Origin of the sequence: Leptospira meyeri, from assembly GCF_004368965.1 — a bacterium.
In the GTDB taxonomy this organism is placed as follows: Bacteria; Spirochaetota; Leptospiria; order Leptospirales; family Leptospiraceae; genus Leptospira_A; species Leptospira_A meyeri.
This window is the reverse complement of the sequence record NZ_SORO01000001.1, coordinates 2954093-2976700: the sequence shown is the minus strand read 5'-3', so window position 1 is coordinate 2976700 and position 22608 is coordinate 2954093. Positions and strand designations below refer to the sequence as shown.

The 22608-nt window shown below is 39.8% G+C and carries 21 protein-coding genes; 9 read left to right on the top strand and 12 right to left on the bottom strand.

The window, feature by feature from the left end; genetic code table 11:
* Window positions 1-88: 88 nt before the first annotated feature.
* Window positions 89-3820 carry a hypothetical protein gene (locus CLV96_RS13940; RefSeq protein ID WP_004786644.1) on the bottom strand — a complete coding sequence of 1244 codons (3732 nt, stop codon included), beginning with the start codon at window positions 3818-3820 and terminating at the stop codon, window positions 89-91.
* 284 nt (window positions 3821-4104) lie between these two features.
* Here CLV96_RS13940 and CLV96_RS13935 point away from each other — a divergent pair, with 284 nt between their 5' ends.
* The 7 genes from CLV96_RS13935 to arsB all read left to right on the top strand — a co-directional run bounded on the left by CLV96_RS13935 (window position 4105) and on the right by arsB (window position 9599).
* Window positions 4105-5283 carry a DUF445 domain-containing protein gene (locus tag CLV96_RS13935; protein ID WP_134151985.1) on the top strand — a complete coding sequence of 393 codons (1179 nt, stop codon included), beginning with the start codon at window positions 4105-4107 and terminating at the stop codon, window positions 5281-5283.
* Window positions 5280-6242 (top strand): NAD-dependent epimerase/dehydratase family protein, encoded by a 963-nt coding sequence (locus tag CLV96_RS13930; protein ID WP_004785143.1) that lies wholly within the window; start codon window positions 5280-5282, stop codon window positions 6240-6242. The genes CLV96_RS13935 and CLV96_RS13930 overlap by 4 nt, the downstream gene beginning before the upstream one ends.
* A 29-nt stretch (window positions 6243-6271) precedes the next feature.
* Window positions 6272-7084 carry a hypothetical protein gene (locus CLV96_RS13925; RefSeq protein WP_004784899.1) on the top strand — a complete coding sequence of 271 codons (813 nt, stop codon included), beginning with the start codon at window positions 6272-6274 and terminating at the stop codon, window positions 7082-7084.
* Window positions 7085-7243: 159 nt separating this feature from the next.
* Complete coding sequence (locus CLV96_RS13920) at window positions 7244-7591, top strand: ArsR/SmtB family transcription factor (protein WP_004785745.1); 348 nt, start codon at window positions 7244-7246, stop codon at window positions 7589-7591.
* On the top strand, window positions 7584-8006 hold the full coding sequence (locus tag CLV96_RS13915; RefSeq protein WP_004784928.1) for an arsenate reductase ArsC: 423 nt from the start codon (window positions 7584-7586) through the stop codon (window positions 8004-8006). Before CLV96_RS13920 ends, CLV96_RS13915 begins: the two co-directional genes overlap by 8 nt.
* Before the next feature lie 9 nt (window positions 8007-8015).
* On the top strand, window positions 8016-8552 hold the full coding sequence (locus CLV96_RS13910; protein WP_004787655.1) for a DUF6428 family protein: 537 nt from the start codon (window positions 8016-8018) through the stop codon (window positions 8550-8552).
* Window positions 8553-9599, top strand: a complete 1047-nt coding sequence (arsB, locus tag CLV96_RS13905) for an ACR3 family arsenite efflux transporter (RefSeq protein ID WP_004785395.1) — start codon at window positions 8553-8555, stop codon at window positions 9597-9599.
* On the opposite strand, the gene CLV96_RS13900 is transcribed toward arsB, so the two are convergent.
* The 8 genes from CLV96_RS13900 to CLV96_RS13865 form a co-directional block, all read right to left on the bottom strand.
* Window positions 9596-10843, bottom strand: a complete 1248-nt coding sequence (locus tag CLV96_RS13900; protein ID WP_004786847.1) for an NADH:flavin oxidoreductase/NADH oxidase family protein — start codon at window positions 10841-10843, stop codon at window positions 9596-9598. The two genes, arsB and CLV96_RS13900, sit on opposite strands and share 4 nt — an antisense overlap.
* Before the next feature lie 46 nt (window positions 10844-10889).
* Entirely contained in the window at window positions 10890-11909 is a 1020-nt protein-coding gene (locus CLV96_RS13895; RefSeq protein WP_004784212.1) for a sensor domain-containing diguanylate cyclase, read from the bottom strand.
* Between the two features lie 42 nt (window positions 11910-11951).
* Entirely contained in the window at window positions 11952-12539 is a 588-nt protein-coding gene (locus CLV96_RS13890) for a DUF6962 family protein (RefSeq protein WP_004787239.1), read from the bottom strand.
* Between the two features lie 63 nt (window positions 12540-12602).
* Window positions 12603-14414, bottom strand: coding sequence for a PAS domain S-box protein (locus CLV96_RS13885; RefSeq protein WP_004786481.1), 1812 nt, complete (start codon window positions 14412-14414; stop codon window positions 12603-12605).
* Between the two features lie 95 nt (window positions 14415-14509).
* Entirely contained in the window at window positions 14510-15223 is a 714-nt protein-coding gene (locus CLV96_RS13880; RefSeq protein WP_004784186.1) for an SCO family protein, read from the bottom strand.
* Window positions 15220-15717 (bottom strand): toxin-antitoxin system YwqK family antitoxin, encoded by a 498-nt coding sequence (locus tag CLV96_RS13875; protein WP_004785211.1) that lies wholly within the window; start codon window positions 15715-15717, stop codon window positions 15220-15222. Before CLV96_RS13875 ends, CLV96_RS13880 begins: the two co-directional genes overlap by 4 nt.
* 91 nt (window positions 15718-15808) lie before the next feature.
* The gene (locus tag CLV96_RS13870) at window positions 15809-16711 is read right to left on the bottom strand and encodes a YHYH protein (RefSeq protein WP_004787675.1); all 903 of its coding nucleotides are present in this window, start codon (window positions 16709-16711) and stop codon (window positions 15809-15811) included.
* Window positions 16712-17323: 612 nt separating this feature from the next.
* Window positions 17324-18490 carry an acyl-CoA dehydrogenase family protein gene (locus CLV96_RS13865; RefSeq protein ID WP_004785316.1) on the bottom strand — a complete coding sequence of 389 codons (1167 nt, stop codon included), beginning with the start codon at window positions 18488-18490 and terminating at the stop codon, window positions 17324-17326.
* Window positions 18491-18549: 59 nt separating this feature from the next.
* Here CLV96_RS13865 and CLV96_RS13860 point away from each other — a divergent pair, with 59 nt between their 5' ends.
* Together CLV96_RS13860 and CLV96_RS13855 are read left to right on the top strand one after the other, a co-directional pair.
* Window positions 18550-19623 (top strand): alpha/beta hydrolase, encoded by a 1074-nt coding sequence (locus CLV96_RS13860; protein WP_004784592.1) that lies wholly within the window; start codon window positions 18550-18552, stop codon window positions 19621-19623.
* Between the two features lie 53 nt (window positions 19624-19676).
* On the top strand, window positions 19677-20381 hold the full coding sequence (locus tag CLV96_RS13855; protein WP_004786861.1) for an SDR family NAD(P)-dependent oxidoreductase: 705 nt from the start codon (window positions 19677-19679) through the stop codon (window positions 20379-20381).
* Between the two features lie 2 nt (window positions 20382-20383).
* Here the strand turns inward: CLV96_RS13855 and CLV96_RS13850 are convergent, their stop codons facing one another.
* The 3 genes from CLV96_RS13850 to CLV96_RS13840 all read right to left on the bottom strand — a co-directional run bounded on the left by CLV96_RS13850 (window position 20384) and on the right by CLV96_RS13840 (window position 22482).
* Window positions 20384-21463 carry an adenylate/guanylate cyclase domain-containing protein gene (locus CLV96_RS13850; RefSeq protein ID WP_004785704.1) on the bottom strand — a complete coding sequence of 360 codons (1080 nt, stop codon included), beginning with the start codon at window positions 21461-21463 and terminating at the stop codon, window positions 20384-20386.
* A 163-nt stretch (window positions 21464-21626) separates the two neighbouring features.
* Complete coding sequence (locus CLV96_RS13845; RefSeq protein WP_004786413.1) at window positions 21627-22142, bottom strand: SRPBCC family protein; 516 nt, start codon at window positions 22140-22142, stop codon at window positions 21627-21629.
* The gene (locus CLV96_RS13840) at window positions 22129-22482 is read right to left on the bottom strand and encodes an ArsR/SmtB family transcription factor (RefSeq protein WP_040917132.1); all 354 of its coding nucleotides are present in this window, start codon (window positions 22480-22482) and stop codon (window positions 22129-22131) included. The genes CLV96_RS13845 and CLV96_RS13840 overlap by 14 nt, the downstream gene beginning before the upstream one ends.
* Between the last annotated feature and the right edge of the window lie 126 nt (window positions 22483-22608).

Below are 22608 nucleotides of genomic sequence, written 5' to 3'. Positions count from 1 at the left end.
TGTCGTTGCGTCCCGTTTGTTTTTTCTTTTAATTACAAACCAAACTGTATCCTGACTTTGGATACAGTTTTTAACCTTAGTTTGTCGATTAATTGGAATACATAGACCGTTCGATAAAGTTGGAAGCACTGCAACCTGCAGTTCCTACGTCCGAAATGGATTTATCTTGTGTTATACAGAAAATCTTCCACCAACGATTCGAGTGGTTAGGAGCAATGGAATAGTTTCTCACTTCTCCGACACTTCCCTTGAAGATACGCACATTGGCTCCTGAGACTCCCATAAGTGCCTCACCAGACCAATTATAGATGCTGTAATAACGATTTGGTTGGTTCCAGATGGATCCTTGTACCGTGATGGTTTCTGGACCATACCCAGTAGTGATATCATAATCTAAGCTACCATTCCCAGAACCAAGTGGTTTTTTGTTATTCCAAACAATTCGGTCATTGGCCGAATTTCCATACTGCATATGAGAATCCAAATCTCGTGGTTTGGCACCCCAAGAAAGCACCACTCGAATTTCATTATCAGCAAGAATTGGTGTGACAAGAATGTTTTGGTTTGCTGGTGTTTCTGAACCGGCAGAAACCACTGTTCGATAAGTGGTAGCATAATTTTCGGAAACAGAAGTACAATCCCCTCTTTTTCCAGAACCAGATACTTCTAAAGTGTAATTTCCAGGCGGAACCGATGGAATCACATAAGATCCGTCAGTTGATGTTTTAACACTTGGGATCGTCACTCCATTTGCATCGATTGCATAAGGACCAGACTTTACATTTACACCAGGTCGAATGCGTGTAGTTAGGTTACAAACGCCAGTATTATACAGAGCGGACAATGCTCGTCCAGAAATGGATCCACTAGTTTGGCTTCCTGGAACAAAGGTAATGATATCGAAGTTTGTGGTTACATCGGCTTGGATATCCACAATACCTTCTACCGTTTGGTATCCTGCAGAAACAAATCGAACCTTCCAACGACCTGCGTTGATGTTAAAAATCGTATACTGACTTGCATTAGAGAAAACTGTGGCTCCTGTTGCAATAGAAGCTGGTTGCACTCCTGCTGATGGACGTAAATTACCACCATTTGGATCCACAATCTCTAAGGAGTAAGTTCCAAGGAAAGAAAATCCACCAGGAGTTCGTACAGACCCTGTTAAATGGCCACGGCCATCATTTGTAATCACGGGAGTATTGACTACGACAGTTCCCCCACCAGTTCCCACTTCGACAGGGAAGTAGGTGGTGATTCCATTTTTTTCCACACGAAGTTGGTAAGAACCAGGGGAAAGGAATGGGAAACTATAACTTCCATTTGATTGGGAAGTAACAGACCCAACCAATTGGTCAGAGCCAGATGTTCTTGTAGAAGAAACAGAACAATTCGGAGAATCAAACCCACCAGAGCAGTCTCTATGGACATCCGCTGTAAAATTTCCACCTACAAGACGTCCAAGAGTCACTGTAGCGCCACTCACATTTTGAGTGGATACAGCGTCCGTCACAACTCCTGTGACAGTGGCCCTTGGGCTGTGCATCACAGTTCCATTTAAGTTAAACAACGCAGGAGAAGAGGCATATTGGTTAGTTGCTACGGAAGACGTATCCACTCGTAAACTACTGGATGATAAATAACTTGATTGGTAGGAAGGAGCCACACGATCTACAACAATGAGTTGGTAGGAGCTCTGACGGAAGTTATACTCTGTCCCAGAAATGACATCAATGGAAGCGGTACTGTCATTGGCTCTGGCAACACTTGGCGTTTGTGCTAAGGTTGTCGCAAGGCCGGAACCCAACTGGTATAAAGCATAACTCACACGGCCAACTTCATCGTTTGTAAACGGAGGAGGAAGGATTGCAGGCAAGGCCACCACGTAAGAACTTCCACCAAAACTAAATTGGCCACTGGACGTTGTTGTGATATGTGCCAGAGCAGAGCCATCAGAAGATGTATTCCCTAACAATACAAGATACAGTCCAGATTGAGATGAATGAACTGAGTTGGCAATAGGCGCCGCATCACGAACTGAGATGGAACCAGCAATTTGGGAACGAGCTGCAATGGATGTGAGCGAGATCGTTCCCGCATTATAATTGTTACCGTTCAAACTAATTTGTAATGGATTTGAAGAACAAGGAGAAATATTGGAACCACAATAATTTTCAAACCCGGGAGCAGAAATATAATACGCCCAAAGTCCGCTAGCAGCAAGGAAAGATACTTCTTTTGTTGTCGGGTTGACTTCATAGAGTTTGTTTCCATAGGTTTGGTATGCCCATGGGCCAGCACCTTGATAAGCCACCAAACAAGAAGGAGTTGGACTTAGAGCACAAGAACAAATCGATCCAGTTGGATTTACAGAGCAGTTAGTTCCTGCCACTGCACTCAAAGCTTCAACAATCCAAAGTTTGATTGCGTTTCCAAGAATTGGATCCTCTTTCAAATACAATAATCGAGAGGGGGCTTGGTTTGCGGAAGGCCTTACGTTGATAACAGTTCCTGCCACATGGTTTCCATTGGCATCTTTTACAAATCCAGTAACAAGAGAAGGTTTGGCAACAATGTAGATTGGATCGACCAGGTTTATGTTTTTGGTTCCTCCATTCGGAGAGGCAGTAAACAAAAAGGACTGCGATACCGTATAAAATACAGGATTCGATACTTCTAAATAATATACACCATTGGTAAGGTAACTTCCTTCGATGGTAAAACTTCCATTTCCTGTAATTTGAGTCGTTTGTAAAACAGCTCCTTGTTCGTTCTTCAATTTGATGGTAAAGACAGTGGTAGAATCAAAGGCAATCGCACCATTCAGAATATTTCCAGTTAGGTGAAGATCACTTTCTGTTGCTGCCATCCAAGGAAGACTAGTTTCTCCCAAATCCACAACCGCCACTGTGTTTGGATTGGTTCCCGGAAAGGTAAAATGAATAAATTCCGTTGTATTAGCAAACGGTTGTCCTGATACTTCTACAGAATCGCCTGAATACACAACTGTGTAATTTCCGTTAGGTAGAGGATTAATGTTAATCACATAAGATCCGTTTGTGTTGGTCACACCAGTTCCCACTGTGTTTCCATTGGCATCAATGATAGAAACAGTGATCCCTGCAATGGGTCCTGCCGGTACTGTGACACCACCGCCAGAAAACCCTGGGCTTGTCACCACTCCCACAAATTGAGCCGGACCTTGGCCATAGTACAGTCGTTCTGCGAGGAGATTTCCTACGTTGACTAAGGTATATGGATTTTGAGTCGGATCAAATACGTAAGAGAAATCTTGGTAAGTATAATTGAGTCCAAAACCAGTGTTGATTAGAACTCGGTAGTTATTGTTCGGAAGATCACTGAGATCAAATTGGAACTTCCCATTTGATTCTGCAAAAGCGGAAGCAACGAGGGTATTGTTATCTCCATTTGCAACTTCGATCCTAACAGAGATTAAAGTAAGATCAATACATCCAGGTGCCGAAGGTGCCCCCGGGTTTCCACAAACAACATTCGCAGGTACGCCTGAAACGACGGGAACGATGGTTCCGACGACACGTGCGGGCCCATGGTTGGGAACTTCTTGTTCGGAATTGTTGCCTGGAACTTCTTCTGGGTCTGTGACACCGGTCGAATCGCCTGGAGTTGGAAGAGGGACGCCGTTAGAGTCAGCAGGAGTGTCAAGCCCCCCACTGGAATCAGCCACTGCACCACCGGAACCCAATAGGAACCAAAATGGCATCGATTTCTTTTTTCGGGAGCAACCAACAAATACCAAAGAAATGAGAACGAGAACAGTGAAAATTCCTCGAACGCGCATAGACTTTACCCTCTAATCAAATTCGCTTTGTGGCAGAACCACAGTCTTTCAAATGCACTTCGGGAAATACCTAAATCTCACCAAAGTGTACCATTTGTAGTCTGTTTCCGTACAGAATGCAAATCTTTTTTAGGGGTATCGGCAAAAAATGAACAAAATTAACGAATCCTAGGGAAAAATAGCCCGAGAAAGGAATTTCGATTGCCCTCGGCCCCCTTTTTTTAGCCTACTCTTAGCGGAATATGTGGGAGAATTGGTTAACACCAGAACAATGGAAGCTCCTCATGATTCCCTTCACTTATGGGTTTGTGGGTTGGGTGACCAACTGGCTCGCACTCAAAATGACCTTCTATCCGATCCAATTTGTCGGATTCCCTCCCTATTTAGGATGGCAGGGCATCATTCCCAGAAAGGCTCATAAAATGGCAAGCAAGTCCGTTGATGTCATCACGGAACGTCTTCTCAACATCAAAGAAGTATTTTTAAAAGTAGATCCCAAAAAAGCAGAATTCGTATTTTTACCGGCACTTGAGTCTAGCATTCGTTATACGATGAAGGAATTTTCGGATAGTTTGGATCCAAAACTTTGGGATTTGATTCCGGAAGTGGTTCGGGAAGAAATTTACCACAAGGTAAGACGTGAAAGCGGAGTGACCATCCGAAAAGTGATTCGAAAACTCCAAAAGGATATTGATTCTTTATTTGATGTAAAGGCATTGGTTTTAAAAAAACTTTCCGGCAATAATGTTGGTCTTGTAGTAGAACTTTTTAAAGAGGTTGGCGCTCCAGAGTTTCGCTTTATCGAAAGGTCTGGATTTTACTTTGGATTTTTACTCGGCCTTGTACAAATGATATTTATGATTTATTTTCCTTTGGTTTGGACTCTTCCCATCCAAGGAGTAATTGTTGGTTATCTAACCAACTACCTTGCATTAGAAATGATCTTTCGACCTCTATTACCAAAAAAGTTTTTAGGTATTTTTACTTACCAAGGTTTGTTTTTAAAAAGACAATCCGAAGTTTCTAGACTCTATGCAAAACTGGTGAGTGAAAAAATTCTTACCCCAAAAAATATTTTATCTGAACTTATTTTTGGAAAGGCATCTGCAGATATCATCAACATCATTCGCAAGGAAGTAATTTCTCATGTCGATACAATCACTTTCCTTGCAAAACCGGCACTTTTCGCAGCAGGTAAAATTGAAGAGTTTGATGCTGCAAAAGAAAGAATTGCCATCGCAATGGCAGACAATGCAGTAGAAAAATCTTTTCATCTTGAGGCGTATCTAGGAGAAGCTTTGGAGATAGAGAAGATGATGGGAGATCGGATGTCAGCCCTTCCTCCCAAGGAATTTGAGTCTATACTTATGTCTGCATTCCAAGAAGATGAATTATTGTTAATCTTAGTCGGTGCCGCACTCGGTGCTATGGTCGGTTGGTTTCAAATGGTGTTTATCGTATGACAAAAACAATTCTCATTACGGGAGGAAGTGGAGTTCTTGGAAAAGAACTACTGAAAGGATTGATCGATGAGTATAAAATCATTGCCATTGGGAAAAACTATGCCAGTTTCCCAGACTCCATTCGTTTCCATAAAAATTTTAAGTTCTATGAAAGGGATCTTTCAAAAATAAGTAACCAAGAAGAATTATTAATTCCAGAATCTTTAGACTTAATCCTTCATTTAGCCGCTGTTGTATCTGGTGCCAAAGTCACAGAAGATATTTACCACCAAATCAACGTTAATTCAACAAAGTTACTTGTCGAATTTGCAAAATCAAAAAATGTCCCCCACTTTGGTTTTGTGAGTTCTGTTTCTGTTTACGGATCCAAAGAAATAAATTTAGCTATTAGCAGCGAACGAATGGGGGAAACCATTTATGCAAAAACAAAAGCCATGGCTGAAAACTATATACTCAATTCAGGAAAACCATATTCCATATTTCGATTGGCAAGTATCTATGGAAAAGGAACAAAAAGTTTTATCTCCAAACTACGTTCATTAACCAAACTAAGAATATATCCTTATATTTCTTCCAATCGCAAAAAGTCCCTCCTACACATTGAAGATGCAGCAAAAGCTCTCACCATATGGACAAAACAAACATTAAATGGAAAACCGCCAAAACCTGTTTATGTGTTTTCCCATCCCGAGTTTGTGACTGTAAACCAAGTTGTAAAAACATTTCAGGAATTAGGGATTGTGAATGGTTTTCTTTTTCCCATACCGGTCGGAGGGATCTGGTCTAAATTTGTTGAATTCTTTCTTCGATCGGTGTCCTTTCTAAGGAGAAAACCATTTCACGGTTCTCCCCTCCAACCACTTTTGGAATCGGTGGCCATTTATGATTCCGAATCCTTTGAAAATTTAGGATTTTTTCCAGAACGAGATTTACGAAAAGGACTCGCGGACTATCAATAATCAAGGTATGGGGGGCCGATATTCTAAATATGAAAAAGCGACTTTGCGTATTAGTTTTATTATGTCTTACTCTTTCTCATTTGGATGCAGCAACTTGGATTGAAGATTCTTTGAGTTTTGCATTTGAGTATCCAAGGGGCTGGGCAAAGTCCGTTTTGCGATATCCAGATACAGTCCGTATTCAGTTTTCTAAAACAAATCGAGAAGCAATCTTACAAATTGATGTTGCTCGAAGAACGAAGGATTACGATATCGATCGATTTATCGAAGAAACAGTAGATACATTTTTAACAAAATATCCTGACTTAAAGTTAGTTCGCGAAAAAGTTTTGGAAAACGAAATTGCTGGTTTTGATGAATCCGTCTTTGTTGTGTTACACTATACAGAACAAAAACAATTGGTTTCCAATCGATTTTTGTTTCATAGAAAGGGTGGATTGTATTATGTAATTCAGGCAAAAACACCTAGATCACTTTTTGCAAAATACTCTAAAGATCTAGATCTAGTGATGAAGAGTTTTCGTAGAGAATCTCGCAGCAAAAACAGATGGCGGAACGATAGTTTGGCGCATTTAGATCCAATCAAAGATGAACGCATCATTCAATACGTCTCCATTACCATAAGACCCATTGACTCTTATCCTCATGAACAAGGCGCTGTGAACAAACAAGATGAGGGTTGGTTGTTTTCTGTAGAAGGAAATAAAAAACCAAATCCTGCAGAATGGGACAATCGAACCAAACCCTCACAAAATGACAGCGGTTACACCCCAGCAGATGTCAAACCGGATACCCCTAGTTCGGATGAACCCGTTGTCATTCCGGACAGTTCGGGATTATAAAACACATCACCGTTTTTTCCGAGATCAATTTACTACCAATCGAAACTCCCTGGAATTTCCAGGGTAGCTCCCTCTCGAAACCTCAAACCAGCTCAACCAAGTAAAATTTCGCCTTGACGCAATCAGGACGGAAGATTAATCGTATATTTACGATATACTATGGCCTTAAACAAAAAAACAGAATTCCCAGAGAATATCCAAAGGATTGCCTCCTTCGCCAAACTTCTCTCTCATCCAGCAAGGCTTGCGATTTTGGAGGTATTGGCAAACCGACAAACTTGCGTTTGTGGAGAGATCGTCGAAATCCTGCCACTGGCACAGTCGACTGTTTCTCAACATCTAAAGGAATTAAAAGAAGGTGGACTCGTGAAAGGGGAAGTGGAGGGAACCTCCTCTTGTTACTGTGTCCATTGGGAAAATCTCTCGAAGGCCTATGAAGAACTTTCAGAGCATATCCAATCGATCCAAAAATATCAAAATAAACAAAAAGGAAGCTGTTGTGAGTAAAACAAAAAATATTTTAATCCTTTGTACAGGGAATAGCTGCAGAAGCCAAATCGCAGAAGGTTGGATGCAGTTTTATGCAAAGGACAAAGCCAATGTTTATAGCGCGGGGATAGAAACCCACGGTGTCAATCCCAAAGCCATTGCGACTATGCAAGATGTGGGAATTGATATATCAAATCATACTTCGAATCATATCAACGAGTACAAAGACATCCCGTTTGATTTTATCATTACTGTTTGTGACCATGCGAAAGAGAATTGTCCCTATTTTCCAAGTAATGCCAAACGATTTCATCATAACTTTTCCGATCCTTCAAAATTACTAGGAACAGAAGAAGAAGTGAAGGCTGCATTTGCGAAAACAAGAGAAGAGATTCGAAATTACTGCGAATCTTTTGTAAACAACGAATTATAGGAGAAAAAAATGAAAACACTCACCTGGAATGATTTGATAACGAATTTGGATATGTATCCTGAACTTCATTTAAATTTTCAATACGGGGAAAATCAAACAATATTCCCTAATTACCATATTACCGAGTTCAAATTAGCAAACATTACATCCGTCGATTGTGGCGGGAAATCTGATTCTTGGACAGAAATTATTTTGCAAGTATTAGAGCCAAAAATAGAAGAAGATACGGAATCTTTGACTCTATCAAAGATAAATTCCATAATCAAAAAAGTAACGAATGCAATGGAGATACCTTCAAATGCAATTTTACGCATTGAATTTGGAAATCAAAAATCGGCAATGCGACAATACTTTGTATCAGAAATGATCCCAATGGGAAATTCTCTTCTCATTCAATTACAAGATGGAAAAACAGAATGCAAAGCTTCAGCAAGTTGTGGACTTCCCAAAGATGTTTCCACCTTTCCTAAATTAGAAAATTCAAGATCTACATGTTGTTCCCCAAAACAAAAAGAAAATACAAATGAACCAGTTGGTTGTTGTTAAGTGAAAGCATTATCTTTTTTAGACAGATTTCTAACTCTTTGGATCTTTGGAGCAATGATCATAGGATTACTGATCGGAAAATTTTTTCCTTCGGTTGTTTCCGGATTTTCTACTCTTTCCTTGGGAACGACCAATATCCCATTGGCAATTGGGCTAATCCTTATGATGTATCCTCCACTTGCGAAAGTAAAATATAAAGATATGGGAAAAGTGTTTAAGGATGGAAAACTATTAACACTTTCTTTATTACTCAACTGGATGATAGGCCCTATCCTTATGTTTTTTCTGGCGATTATTTTTTTGGGAGATGAGCCGGGATATAGAACGGGCCTGATTCTAATTGGCCTTGCCCGTTGTATTGCGATGGTGATTGTTTGGAATGATTTAGCAGAGGGCGACAGAGAGTATGGAGCTGCCTTAGTTGCTTTGAATAGTATATTCCAGGTTTTCTTCTATAGTTTTTATGCTTATATATTCATAACTATTTTACCACCTTATTTTGGTTTATCTGGATCGGAAGTCTCAATCCATATTTCAGATATTGCGGAAACTGTGGGCATCTATTTAGGAATTCCCTTTCTTCTCGGATTTCTTTCTAGGTATGGTTTCGAAAAATTTGGAACGAAAGATTTCTATGAATCAAAGTTCCTTCCTAAAATTTCGCCCTTAACCCTTATAGCCCTATTATTTACAATTATGGTTATGTTTAGCTTAAAAGGTGAAATGATTTTTGAGTTAAGCGAAGATGTGATTCGAGTGGCAATCCCTCTACTTTTGTATTTTGGAATTATGTTTTTTCTAAGCCTTTGGATCGGATACAAATTAGGAGTAGATTATTCAAAAAATGCTGCTGTAAGTTTTACAGCAACAGGGAATAACTTTGAATTGGCGATCGCAGTGGCCATTGGTGTTTTTGGAATCCAGAGTGGAGCTGCCTTTGTAGGTGTGATTGGGCCTCTCATTGAAGTGCCTGCCCTCATTTTACTTGTTAAATTTGCCATTGGATTTCGAGAAAGATTTTATAAGAAAAATGGCAAACTTTCTTAACGAGTGTGATTACGAATCCATTTTTGGTATCGTTTAGTCAAACGGACCATACGAATTTGATCCATCATAAGTCGCATGATAGGTGATACTTTGATTGTAGGTTTTTTATTTTCTGACAATCGATTCAATTGGTAACGAACCATTGCCATATTGGCCAAACCTTTTAATGTTTTCGATTTCCAGTTTGGTTCTGGCAAAACTGGATTTTTTTGTTTCTCCTCTTCTTTCCAGTCATTTGGAAGATTGGGATTGAGGGCAAGAGCAGTAGCAATACCAACAAGAGGAACACCCGAGACCAAAACCGATTCTGCGATTTGTTTCCTACGAATTCCGCCTGTTACTAAAATAGGAACTGTTGCTGTTTTTGCAACCTCACTAGCAAATTCCAAAAAGTATGCCTCTCTGGAAATGGTTGACCCATCCCGGGTCTCTCCTTGCATAGCCGGAGCTTCATAATTTCCGCCAGACAATTCAATGAAATCAACACCTAACGTCTGTATTCTGGAAATTACTTCTTTGGCATCCTGAAATTGAAATCCGCCTTTTTGAAAATCTGCAGAATTTAATTTTACAGCAACAATGAAATCTGGATTAACCGTTTTACGAACCGCTTGGATCACCTCTAACAAAAATCGAGATCGATTTTCTAAACTACCGCCCCACTCGTCCTTTCTTTGGTTTGCAATAGGAGATAAAAATTGGCTGATCAAATATCCATGAGCCGCATGAATTTCCACACCATCAAAACCTGATTCCAGAGCCAACTGGGAGGTCTTTGCAAACCTTTGGATAGTTTCCTCTATTTCTGTTTTTGTCATTTCCCTGGGTTTTCCTAAAAGTTTGGAAAATTTTCCAATATCCACTGCAAAAGCGGAAGGAGCCCAGACTTCACCACCTAACTTTGCCAACACTTGCCTACCAGGATGGTTGATCTGCATGATGATCTTTCCGCCTGCCACTTTTGCTTTGGATGCCCACTTTCGAAATCCTTCCAAGGGAGTGCCTTCCTCTAAAACCACACCACCAGGTCCTGTCATGGCTCTGTGGTCCACCATTACGTTTCCCGTGATCATTGTCCCAACTCCACCATGTGCCCAGGTTTCATATAAATTCCAAAGAGCTTTGCCAGGTTCTAAATTGGGATCAGAAAGATTTTCTTCCATTGCTGCTTTTATCAGCCGGTTGGGCAAAGTGACACCATTAGGGAGAGTGAACGGGGAAAATAGGAGAGAATTGGAATTCATTTGTCTATGTTAGACAAAAATGCAAACCCAGAAACGGATCCACCTGCTATCGATTTCCTCCTTTTTTTCGCTCCCGTTTGTTTTCGTACATACGACTATCTGCAACTGCCACCAAGGTTTCAGGCTCATTTCCGTCATCTGCAGAAAAGGAAATGCCTATACTGGATTTGATTTGGAGTTTGGTTGTTTCGAATTGAATTTCTACTTCCACCATGTTTCTGGTCTGTTCCAACCGATATAAAATAGATTCTTTGGATTCCTTATGGATGAGGATCAAACCGAATTCATCTCCTCCAAGCCTTGCCAAAATATCTTGGTTTTGGATGAGACGTGAAAGTCGCCGAGCAAACTGTGCAATATAAAAATCTCCAGCAGCATGCCCGTAGGCATCATTTATTTTTTTAAGTCCATCCAAATCAAATAAAGCAACCGTTAAAGTTGATCCATCGTTTGAAATGCTAGAAAGGCCCTTTCTTAAATAATCGTAAAATGCAGAACGATTGTAAATACCGGTGAGTGCATCATGGCTTGCTAGGTATGCCATTGATTGGAGGCTTTTTTCTTTTTCCGCCCAACGATATGCATTGTGTAAAACGGCAGCCATTGCACCAGATAACATATTTAGCACATGTGCATCATTAGATGAATAAAATCCAACTTTGGAACTATAAACCTTCAACACTCCTAATACTTCTGTATCAAAGAATAAAGGCAAAACGATCATGGACCGAAGGCCAACAACACGACATGCCTCACGGTTGACACGATCATCCTCTTCGGAATCGACACAATACAACGTGGATCTTGACTGGAGGCTAAGGCCGGAAAAACTACCTTTCATGGGTAATCTTAGTCCAATTTGGTTTTCTGCTTTGCCACTGGCCGCACGGTAAACCAAATCTTCACCTTCCACAAGTTCGAAAACAGCACCCTCAGAACCAGTAATCTCTTTGGCGCGGAGAGTGATGCGATCTAACAAATAAGGAACATCTGGTTTAGCAGCTGTTAACTCGGTTTGTATTTTTAGTATTTTTTCTAATGTTGAATCAGAAGAGGAGCTTTCCATAAATACTCTATCGAAAGAGATTCTAAACTCCTCTATTTAAATCTAGCTTAATTTGCGAATTCCCTCGGCGATACAATAATTGGCAATTGCAAGTAGGATATGAAAGATATCAACGTTCAGTAAAGAACCTGTTGATCCCTTCGTACCAATCACAAGACCAGCCACAATAAATAAAACCGAACCAATGATTCCCATAATCGCTGCATTTGATTTTCTCGGGAAACGAACAAGCGAACTAATGAGGATGATGAACATGGCAATTCCACCCACGACTGTCGAGTAAATGCCCAAAGGATAAAGATAAGAAAAAGCTAAGTAAAGAAGAAATGCGACAACGATGAAAAGGAAAAAAGTTTTTTCCGACAAAGAACGAAAGGTGAAGTGAAAAAAGGCGAGTCCCAAAAGTGGTACACCCACACAACCCGACAAACCCACAAAAAAACGATAGATAGAATCCAGTGTATTGATGCCAAGAAAATGAATCGAACCAAGCCCTGCGGAAATTCCAATGATGGCAAATCCATACAAGGCGGAACGAGAAGGAATGGAAGACTTCCCGACAAATCGGTAAGCCATCGCCAAGGAAACTAAGGAAAGAATTAAGTCTGAGAGGAAAGTTGAGAAAACCATGGCAGGAATTAGAACGAATTGAGTATAAAAAACAAGATAAATTAAGCCCCCAAAGGAATTAATTTAAGGGACAATGACTCTTTGGGATTTGAGAACTATGTCTTGAATGATGTTATCCAACTCTTTCGCCGATTCCAGCAAGTGATCTAAACTCCGACGTTCCTCTTCGCTGGACAAAGAGCCCAGTTTAATCAAATCAACAAGGCCCATGATCCGGGCCAATGGGTTTCGCACAACATGAGACTGGGTCCAAGCAATGGCTTTTAATTTTTCATTTTGGGTTTGGATGGCAGTGATTTGAAAGACTCGTTCTGTCACATCGTGAAAATTATCCACAATGCCACCAATCGATTCGTCATCGATTAAGTTGGTGATGGTGGATTCTACCCACCTCCAAGATCCATCTTGGTGTTTGATTCTAAAATTATGACTCGGAAGAGAACTTCCAATGGGAATATGACGAACCTCTTCCAATCGTTTGATAATTTTTGTGACATCATCTGGATGCAGAAAATCGAATAAATTCATATGCATCGCATCTGATTCCGAATACCCCAAAACTTTTGTAATGGATGGGGAAACATATTTTGCTCTACCTTCTATATTAAGGATTGCAATCACATCGATTCCATTTTCAACGAGAGCTCTGTACCTTTTTTCACTGGCAACGAGTTCCATTCGTTTGGCCATCAAATCTGTAATGTCTTTTGAAAAACAGGCAAGACCAGTGATATGGTTTTCTGCATTGCGAATGGGATTAAAAAAAACTTCTCTATGTTCTTCTTTTCCTGTGATAGGACTTATAAACCTTTCGTATGTTTTGAATGACTCACCAGAAAGCCCTCTTTCATAATATCCCTTCCACTTTTCATAAAAAGCTTCGCCTTGGCTCATAATAAGAACAGAATCACCTTCTTTTGCAAGAGCCCCGAGAAGAAAGCCCATCACATCTAAAAATGCCTTATTGGCGGCAACCAAACAAAAATTAGAGTCAAGTGACCAAATCAAATCAGAAGTACCATTGATAAGAGCTTCCTGGTTTCTTTTGATACGAATGAGCTTTTCTTCGGCGATAACTTTATCCGATATATCTCTTGTGACACTTAATACAGAAACAATCTCGCCGGTTTGGTTTTCAAGAGGAACGGCTGTACTTTCCATCCATCGTTCCGTTCCTTTTAGTCCAATCATTCTAAATCTGGTACTCGATTGAATGCCTTGGAGTGCTTTATCATGTAAGGATTGATAAAATTTTAAATCCGCAGGGTTTACTAAATTTTGAACTTTTTGTCCAATCGCGTCTTCTGGAGAGTCGGCTTCGATCATTTGTAATCCGGCAGGGTTCATTTCGATTAGAATTCCGTCTGGGGAAACGACCTTCACACATTCTGGTTCGGATTGCAGGATGGTGCTGAGTCTTAATTCTTGTGCGAGTAAACTTTGATAAGCTTCTCTTTGTTCGGTGATGTCTTGAAAAATTCCCACAATTTGTTCGGGTTCGTTTTTTTCATTTCGAATCACTTCCGCAAGAGAGTGAACAAATTTGACTTTTCCAGTTGTAGTGACCAGTCGACATTCCAAATCATAACTGATTCCTTTTTCCAACACCTCTTTCATATGTTGGGTAGCTAGTTCCCTGTCCTCAGGATGAACAAATAAATAACCTTTTTCTAAATCGACCGGCATAGAAGAAGGATCCATTTCTAAAATATGAAACACACCTTCTGACCAATGTAAAGTTTGGTGAAGAAAATCTACCTCCCAGTGGCCAAGTTTGCCTAACTTTTCCATTTGTCTGAGGATGAGTGTGCGTTTTTTATCCTCATCCTTTTCTGAAGAAGGGGGAATTATGTCTTGATTTTCTTTTCCTTTCATAATTTACCTTCTCTTCGAAAAACAGAAGTATGATTTTGCAGGAAGTAGAAATTTAAGTCAGCCCTTTTTTTAATCAAAAATGAAAAACAAATTCATTATTTTGCGACAACTGATTCGTCTGTGAGAATTTTAATATCTGCTAGCATTGTTTTAATGGACTCACTTCGATTTCCGTTGTAGATTCCCCGAAAGTATAAATCCTTATCAATTAGAAAAACTTGTTCTGAATGAACAAAGTCTCTTGTCACGTCTTTGTTAGTTGTATTTGTATCTGCTTGAAATGTATTTCTTGCAATTTTAAAGATTTCCTCTCTATCTCCAGTTATCAAGTTCCAATAATTGGATTGAATTCCCTTTTCTTCTGCAAACTTTTTCAATTCAGTAGGAGTATCCAAGTCTGGAGTCACGGAGTATGAGACTATTTGAATGTTCTTAAATTTTGAAATTTCAGATTGTACAAACTTTAAATTTCGAATGATATTGGGACAAAGGCCATGACATTTAGCAAAAAAAAATGATACGATTGTCACTTTGTCTTTAAAATGTGATTCACTGATATTTTCATTGAGTTGATTTTTAAACGTGAAGGGATCCACTTTTCTTGCATCAGAAGGTTTTTGATTTTTGTTAGTCCAAAAAGATTCTAAATCACGGCCTCGAAAGTATGGCAGTGTATCTTTTTTGGGAGTATCAAAAAATGTTAACTTAGAATCTTTTTCACCATCTTCACGATAAAACCAACCACAGGAAATGAAACTGAAAATACATATAAAAACTAGAAAGAAAGTTAAACGATTAAAAATGTTCATGGGTTGATTATTGTTTTTTTATTTGTTTCGTCACCTTTAAGTTTAAAACAAAGTTTAGAACCAATCACTCCATATAATCTTTCAGGTGAATAAGTATAATTGGAATAAATTTTTCCATCTTTACGCCAAACTTTAGTTCCAACATTGATTCCATTTTCAAATTTAGCATATCGATAGACCTTTCCATCTTCATGCCATTCCCAATGATCACCGACTGCTAAATCGTCCTGATAGGAATATTGGAATCTAGCTTTTCCATTTTCATACCAACCTCGATGGATTCCTGTACGTTTTCCTTGTTTATAAAAATACTCAGCACTTCTTTGACCATCTGGGAAAATATCAATCGTTGGACCGTCTTCAAGGCCGTTCAAAAACGATGTGATCCGAATGGTTCCATTCGGATGGATTGATTTCATTTTTCCTGAAAACTTCTGACCTTTATAGAAATAGGTACTTTCTAAACCAAGACTGATTTCAGGATCGTTATCCATGACTACCTCCCCACAATGTAGTAGAGAGGTAAACATTATGATAAAAATAGTAATATGTTTTAGGTTCACGAACTCTAATTAATTGGATAAATTAGTTTGCAGATCCACCTGCTCCGATGAGTTTACCAGAAAGTAAGATTCCATTTACCTCTGTCCCATTATTAACGTGATAATGATAACCCGTGTTTGTCGTTTTGGTTGTATTGTAATTGGTTGCTCCTGCCCATGAGGTTGGCACAACATTACTAGCACCTGCATCAGTACATTTTGTGCTGCTATTAGCACCACCTAACGTAAATCCTGTGGTCAGACCTGTCGTTATCGCATTATGTTTTTTCCCAAAAATCAAATACCCGTCTTGGGCTATCCCAACTAAGTTACTATCGTTGTTAGAAATTTTTGGTGGTTCCACATGATAATGATAAGCACCTGTACTGGTAGGATGTCCTTGTGAGGAATCAAACGTATAATACTCAGTAGAAAGAGAGTCTCCTGGAGCTGCTTGGTCATTGTAAATGGCAATTCCATTAGTAGATACTCCGATCATACCAAAACTGGAGGTTGTTGCCGTTGTATTTTGATTATCAATTGGAACGGTTAAGGTATGATTTTGTGATTTAATTAAATTGGGATTTTTTGCATTTGCCTGACCGGAGTTTACATACATAGTAGATTCGTAACCTGCACTGGAAGAACCCCAATAGATACTTTTGTATGTTGGTAGCGAGTTAAACTTAAAAACATAATTAGATCCGCTGACAGACACTGTCACACATGTGAAACTTGTTTGAATCCAAGTAGGAACTCCTGCACCAAAAGTGGTTGTACAAGTTCCCGTATAACCAGAGGAACTACCGAGAAGACTAAGTAGTGCTAAGGAAGTTAGATCAGTGTCTTTTTTCTCACCGGCACAATTCATAGATACAATGAAAACAAACGCTAAAGATAATGTTTTTTTAAACATAGGGAAAAACATAGGAACAAAAATTCGCATGTAAAGTTTATTTTTTCTCTTTAGGAATTTCGATAAAGCATTTTGGCAACAATGCTGGATTTACACCTAGGAGTTATCCGTATGAATCAATTATAGAGAATGAACTTTCTTAAATAAAAACCCGAGGCAAAAATCAGAAAGATGATTCCGTAAGTAAAGAAAATCGAGGAAGGCCTTGTTTTTATTAAAAATTAAAACTAACATACGTAAGATGGATTTAAAACCACCAGGGATAAGTAGGATGCCGAAGGCACCCTGATTCGGCATTTGCCAATCAGGGGGGAGCAAAAGCGGACTCCGGATTAGCCCGCCCGGGTGGCCAGAAAAAACGAATGATTGTTGATTTGACCTAAATTTCCAAATCGCTTAACTATGATATGATGCTTATTCACTGGATTTAATGTAGAAAGATGAACTTCCTAATATTAAAATTTGCAAATATAATATTTCGGTGGAAAGAAATGGGTAGGTGTTATATAGGGAAGTCATTGGGTGGCGGGTGGACTCACCCCACCCAATTCAGGGTGGGGATACCTACATCCAACTTGTACCACCCCAAAAAAAAGCCCCCATTCCTGGAGGCTTTCCCTTTCGACAGACTCTCGCCTTGTCTTAGTCTTTTTTAGAAGCTGCTTCTTTGATTACGTAAGCTGCAATTTCGTTCTTTTGGATTTGTGTAGTTCCTTCGAAGATGGTGAGGATTTTGGAATCTCTCATTAACTTCTCAACAGGATACTCTTTTGTATATCCGTATCCACCAAAAATTTGAACTGCGTCAGTAGCACACTGAACCGCACATTCAGAAGCATATGCTTTTGCAATTGCAGAGTATTTTGGAAGGTTAGGATCGTTTGCATCAGAAAGACGAGCTGCTTTGTAAGTGATTTCTCTTGCAGTTTCTACTTTGATCGACATATCAGCTAACATGTGTTGCACTGCTTGGAAAGTTCCGATTTTAACACCGAACTGTTCTCTCTCACGAGCGTAACGAGCTGCGTGGTCAAGAGCGGCTTGTGCTACACCCACACCCATAACCGCTACGAACGGACGAGATGCATTTAAAGTTTGAAGAGCATAAACGAAACCTAGGTTTTCTTTTCCTACGAGTGCGTCTTCACCGACTTCACAATCTTCAAAAATCACTTGGTGAGTGGAAGACGCTCGGATTCCAAGTTTGTCTTCTTTTTTACCAACAGTAAGACCTTTTGCGTTACGTGGAACGTAGAAACAAGAAACTCCACGTGTTCCGCGATTTTTATCAGTATAAGCAAATACAGTAAAAGCTTGTGCATCAGATGCACCAGTGATCCATTGTTTTGCACCGTTGATGATCCATTTGTCGCCTTTTTTCTCAGCGCGAGTGGTCATACCAGGAACGTCAGAACCAGCACCTGGCTCAGACAAACAGAAAGAAACGCCGAACTTTCCGTCCGCAATTTCTGGAAGCCATTTTAATTTTTGTTCGTGAGTGGCACCTTTTAGAATTGGAAGGATTCCAAGACCAGTGTATGCAAATCCGAGAGCGATTCCAAGGCATCCACGAGAAAGTTCCTCGATGGCTAAACACTGCTCGATCGCTCCAAGTCCCCATCCACCGTATTCTTCAGGAATGACAAGTCCGTTTATTCCAAGTTCCGAACGCATTTTATTGATGAGTTCTGTTGGGTGTTGGTTTTTCTCATCCCAGTGCAATGCGACTTCATGTGGGATTTCTTTTTTTACGAAGTTACGAACTAAATCTCTGATTTCAAGTTGTTGCTCTGTGAATTGGCTATACATTCCGGGATGTTCCTTATGAGAATGGGGTATTTACTACCTTTTTTCGTACGACCCTTCCTGTGCCAAGGGTTTTTCTCTCTTTACAAGAAAGCAAATTCATTGTAAAATTTTCCATTTGTATGGCTAAATCGTGTTCTTTATTCCACAACCTTCGACAGCTGTCTGCTGTTTTCTTCATCACCGTTTCCCTCGTCCTAGTTTCCTGTGCGGGTCGTCCCAATTACGAACCAAAAGCAAACTTAAGTTATGCGAACTTTGAAGTTTACTTCCAAGAGAAGTTAGCCGAGAGTAAACGTAAAAACCATAGACCCGGAAACGAAGAACGTTATATCAGTTTTGGTAAAAAAACCCCACTCGCATTTTTATACATTCATGGGTTTGGTGCCTCCCGTGCGGAAGGCGAAGAGGTGATGGAAAAATTGGCTAAAAAATTTAAAGCTAATACTTACCTACTTCGTCTCCCAGGCCATGGAACGAACAAAGAAGACCAAAGAGACCAAAACTTTAACAACTATTTAGATGCATCTCGTGAAGCTTTGTACATGATGCAATCACAAGGGGATCGTGTGGTTGTGTTTGGAAGTTCTATGGGAGGACTGCTTGCCACTTGGCTTGCTTCCGAATATCCGGAAGAAGTGGATGGACTTGTTTTAGCGAATCCATTTTATGCACCTGTGGATGGGAGTTTGAATATACTCAACTATCCTGGTGGACTCACATTCATTCATTTACTCAAAGGAAAAGTCAGATCCTCTTCCCACAATAACAATCCCAAAGTGTTACCAGAGAGAAATAACTTTTGGTATCCGGAACAATATTTTTCGGCCCTTGTGGGTGTGAATGATTTAAAAAACTATGCTGCAGTTCCCGCTGTCTTTCGCAAGGTAACATCTCCCGCCTTACTTTTGTATTACTATAAAAATGAGAAAGAACAAGACCCAACTGCCAGTGTTCCAAAAATGTTAGAAGGTTATGCTAACTTTGGATTAGATAAAACTCCCAGTCCACTCAACCGAAAGGTAGTCGTGGAAAATGGAATGCATGTTCTCATGTCGAAGTGGGTGATCACAGACAAAGCTTTTATCGAAGCTCAAACGGAAAAATGGCTCACAGAACTTTCTAAGTCTAAGTAAAAACAGTCTATAGAAGAAAGGTAGATCAAAACTACCAAAGGAGATTTGATTCCATGAAAACATCCAAGGAACGCATTGCACTGGTCACAGGGGCCAACCGAGGGATTGGGAAACAAGTCTCCATTGATCTGGCTAAACAAGGAATCTACGTTCTCATCGGTGCAAGAAATCCAGGAGAGGCTGCTGATACCTTAGCAGCAGTTCAGGCCGTTGGCAAAGGGGAAATCCTTCCCCTCGATGTTTCCAAGGAACAAAGTATCAGCGAAGCACTCGATACAATCACAGGCAGTTTTGGTAAATTAGATATCCTTGTAAACAATGCAGGGATATTTGCCGATCCTGGCTCCTTCTTTGATACCACTAGTGAAGACCTACACCGAACTCTCCTCGTAAATTTATACGGTCCCCTTCGTTTGATCCAAACGTTTTTACCAATGATGATCCAAAATGATTTTGGTCGTATTGTGAATGTTAGTTCTGGTATGGGACAACTCTCTGATATGGGTGGCGGGTATCCAGCCTACCGCATTTCTAAAACTGCCATCAATGCCCTCACCAATGTCGCAAGTGCCGAGGGAGTTGGGAAAAATATTAAAATTAATTCGGTATGTCCTGGTTGGGTGAAAACGGATATGGGTGGTGCCAATGCCACAAGGCCAGTGGAACAAGGTGCAGAGACCATTGTTTGGGCTGCCACTCTACCAGACAATGGACCTACGGGGAAATTTTTTCGCGATAAAAAAGAGATTGGTTGGTAGGTCTACGTTGTCCAAGAAACAATGGTGTCAGCCGAAAGTGTGTAAACATCTACTGCTCCATTGATTCCTTTGAAATTTTCCGAACGCCGCCTAAGATGCGCGCGTTTTGATTTCAAAAAAGAATGTACAGAGTTGTCTTCTAAGATACGTTTCGTAAAACTAATTTCGTGGTCTTCTACCGATCCCTGTACTCTTGCCGCCAAATTTACTGAATTACCAAAGTAATCGACAGATCGATTGAGGTTCACAACAATCGCACTTCCCGAGTGGATTCCCATTTTAATTTTTAAATATCCAACTTGGCTTAATTGTTTAGATGCAAATTCACGATGTGCTTCTAAGGCAGCATTGAGTGAATCGATTGGTTTTAAGAAACTACCCATAACAGCATCACCAATGGTTTTCACAACGATTCCGTTATTACGCGCAATCGCTGCGAACAAAATTTTGAAGTGCTCCCTTACGATATCATAAGACTTAGCATCTCCCAAATCTGAATACATTTGTGTCGATCCTTTGATATCTGTGAAAAGAAAGGATACCGTTTCGACGGCTAGGCTTTCTTGGACAGAAAGTACTTGTTCACCAAAAAGTTCCCGAAAAGTTTCATTATTCAAACATTCGAGTCCTGAAACAAATTGGTCAGGCATTTTTAATCGTTTTTCACGAACTGCTGCCATCATACTTTCTTTGGCTTCTGAAAAAACGACTTCAGGTATTTCGATAAAGGAAGCGTGAGCAGTAAAAGTCACTTCAATGTTTTTGTCGAGGGTATTGCGAAAAGATACTTCACAAAGGGCACATTCCCCTTCTGATTTTAATTCGCTAAAATTATGTTTAAAGCCAGGAATCCCGTTACAATGTGTACAATGGTATTCCCATGACAAATTAAATATACCCAGATCAACAAGTTTCAAAAAAATAGTGAGTAAATCTTGGAATGGGACACCTGTTACTTCTGATAAGTTTTTCAAGTTAATCCTAAAAAAATCGCTTGGTTCTGAACTATCAAAAAAAGCGACAAGTGTCGTTGGCAAAGTTTCCAAACCAAGAAGATCTAAAATTTTTTCAGAATTTTTCATACTTTAATACTCTATTCCAACCAAGTCTTAGACAAGTTCCAAGCTAAAAAGTATGCGTACTTAAGAAATAATTTTATGAGTAGAAAGATAAAGGTTCAAATTCTATTTTAACTTAAATTCGAACCAAAGTTCCAACGAAAAAGTTCATTTGTTGTAGTGATTTTTAGTTGATCTGAGTTAACAACTTATCCAACTCCAAATAACACTCTGCCATTCCATCGGCTGCGCCAGATTCCACCATCATCTTACACACTTCAGGTGAAGCATATTTACAAACATGTGTCATGAGTGTCCTATTACCTTCCGTAGTAAAAGTACGTGATTCGAAAGTAGCGTTCGGATCTTCGGGGGCATTTGGATCAAATGCCGACAAGTCAAAAATGTAATTTTCGGTATTGGCTAATTTTTCAGGAACAATCACTTCCCGAAATGTTCCATATACACCGGATTTGTTTCCTTTTTGGTCTGCATAGAGATAGAGGTATTTGCCACCTACTTTTAGATCTTGTTCGCAAGTATCAAGGACCATACCTTCAGGACCAATCAGCCATCTTTTCATTAACTCAGGTTTGGTATGACAATCGAAAACCAATTCCCTTGGTGCAGCGAAGTAACGGGTAAACACAACTTCTGTTTCGCCTCGAAGTTTCATCTTCACTTCATTTTTATTTGTGTCCATTTTTTTTGTCTCCTTTGGTTTGTATGCTTTGTAATTCTATAAGTAGTCCATCTAATACCCGATAACGTGTTTCCCACATCTGACGGTATTTTTCGATCCAGTCGATGGCGGTTTTGAGTGGGGCTGTTTCCAATCGACGAGGTCTTTCTTGTGCACGAATCGTTGTGGAAACAAGTCCTGCTTCTTCCAATACTTTCAAGTGTTTAGAAACGGCGGGTTGGCTCATGTTGAAAGGTTTGGCCAACTCCATAACGGTTAAGTCACCTTTTGCAAGGCGCATTAGAATCGCCCTTCGAGTGGGGTCTGCAAGGGCTGAGAATGTGGCATCGAGAGTTTGCATAACTAATTGGTTATATAATCACTTAGATATATAACATGGGAATGTCAATCCAATTTTTGGAGAAATTTTGGTAGTTTGTTTTAACGGATAGATTTGGGATTTGTTTTCTTCCGTTTCCTTCCAAGA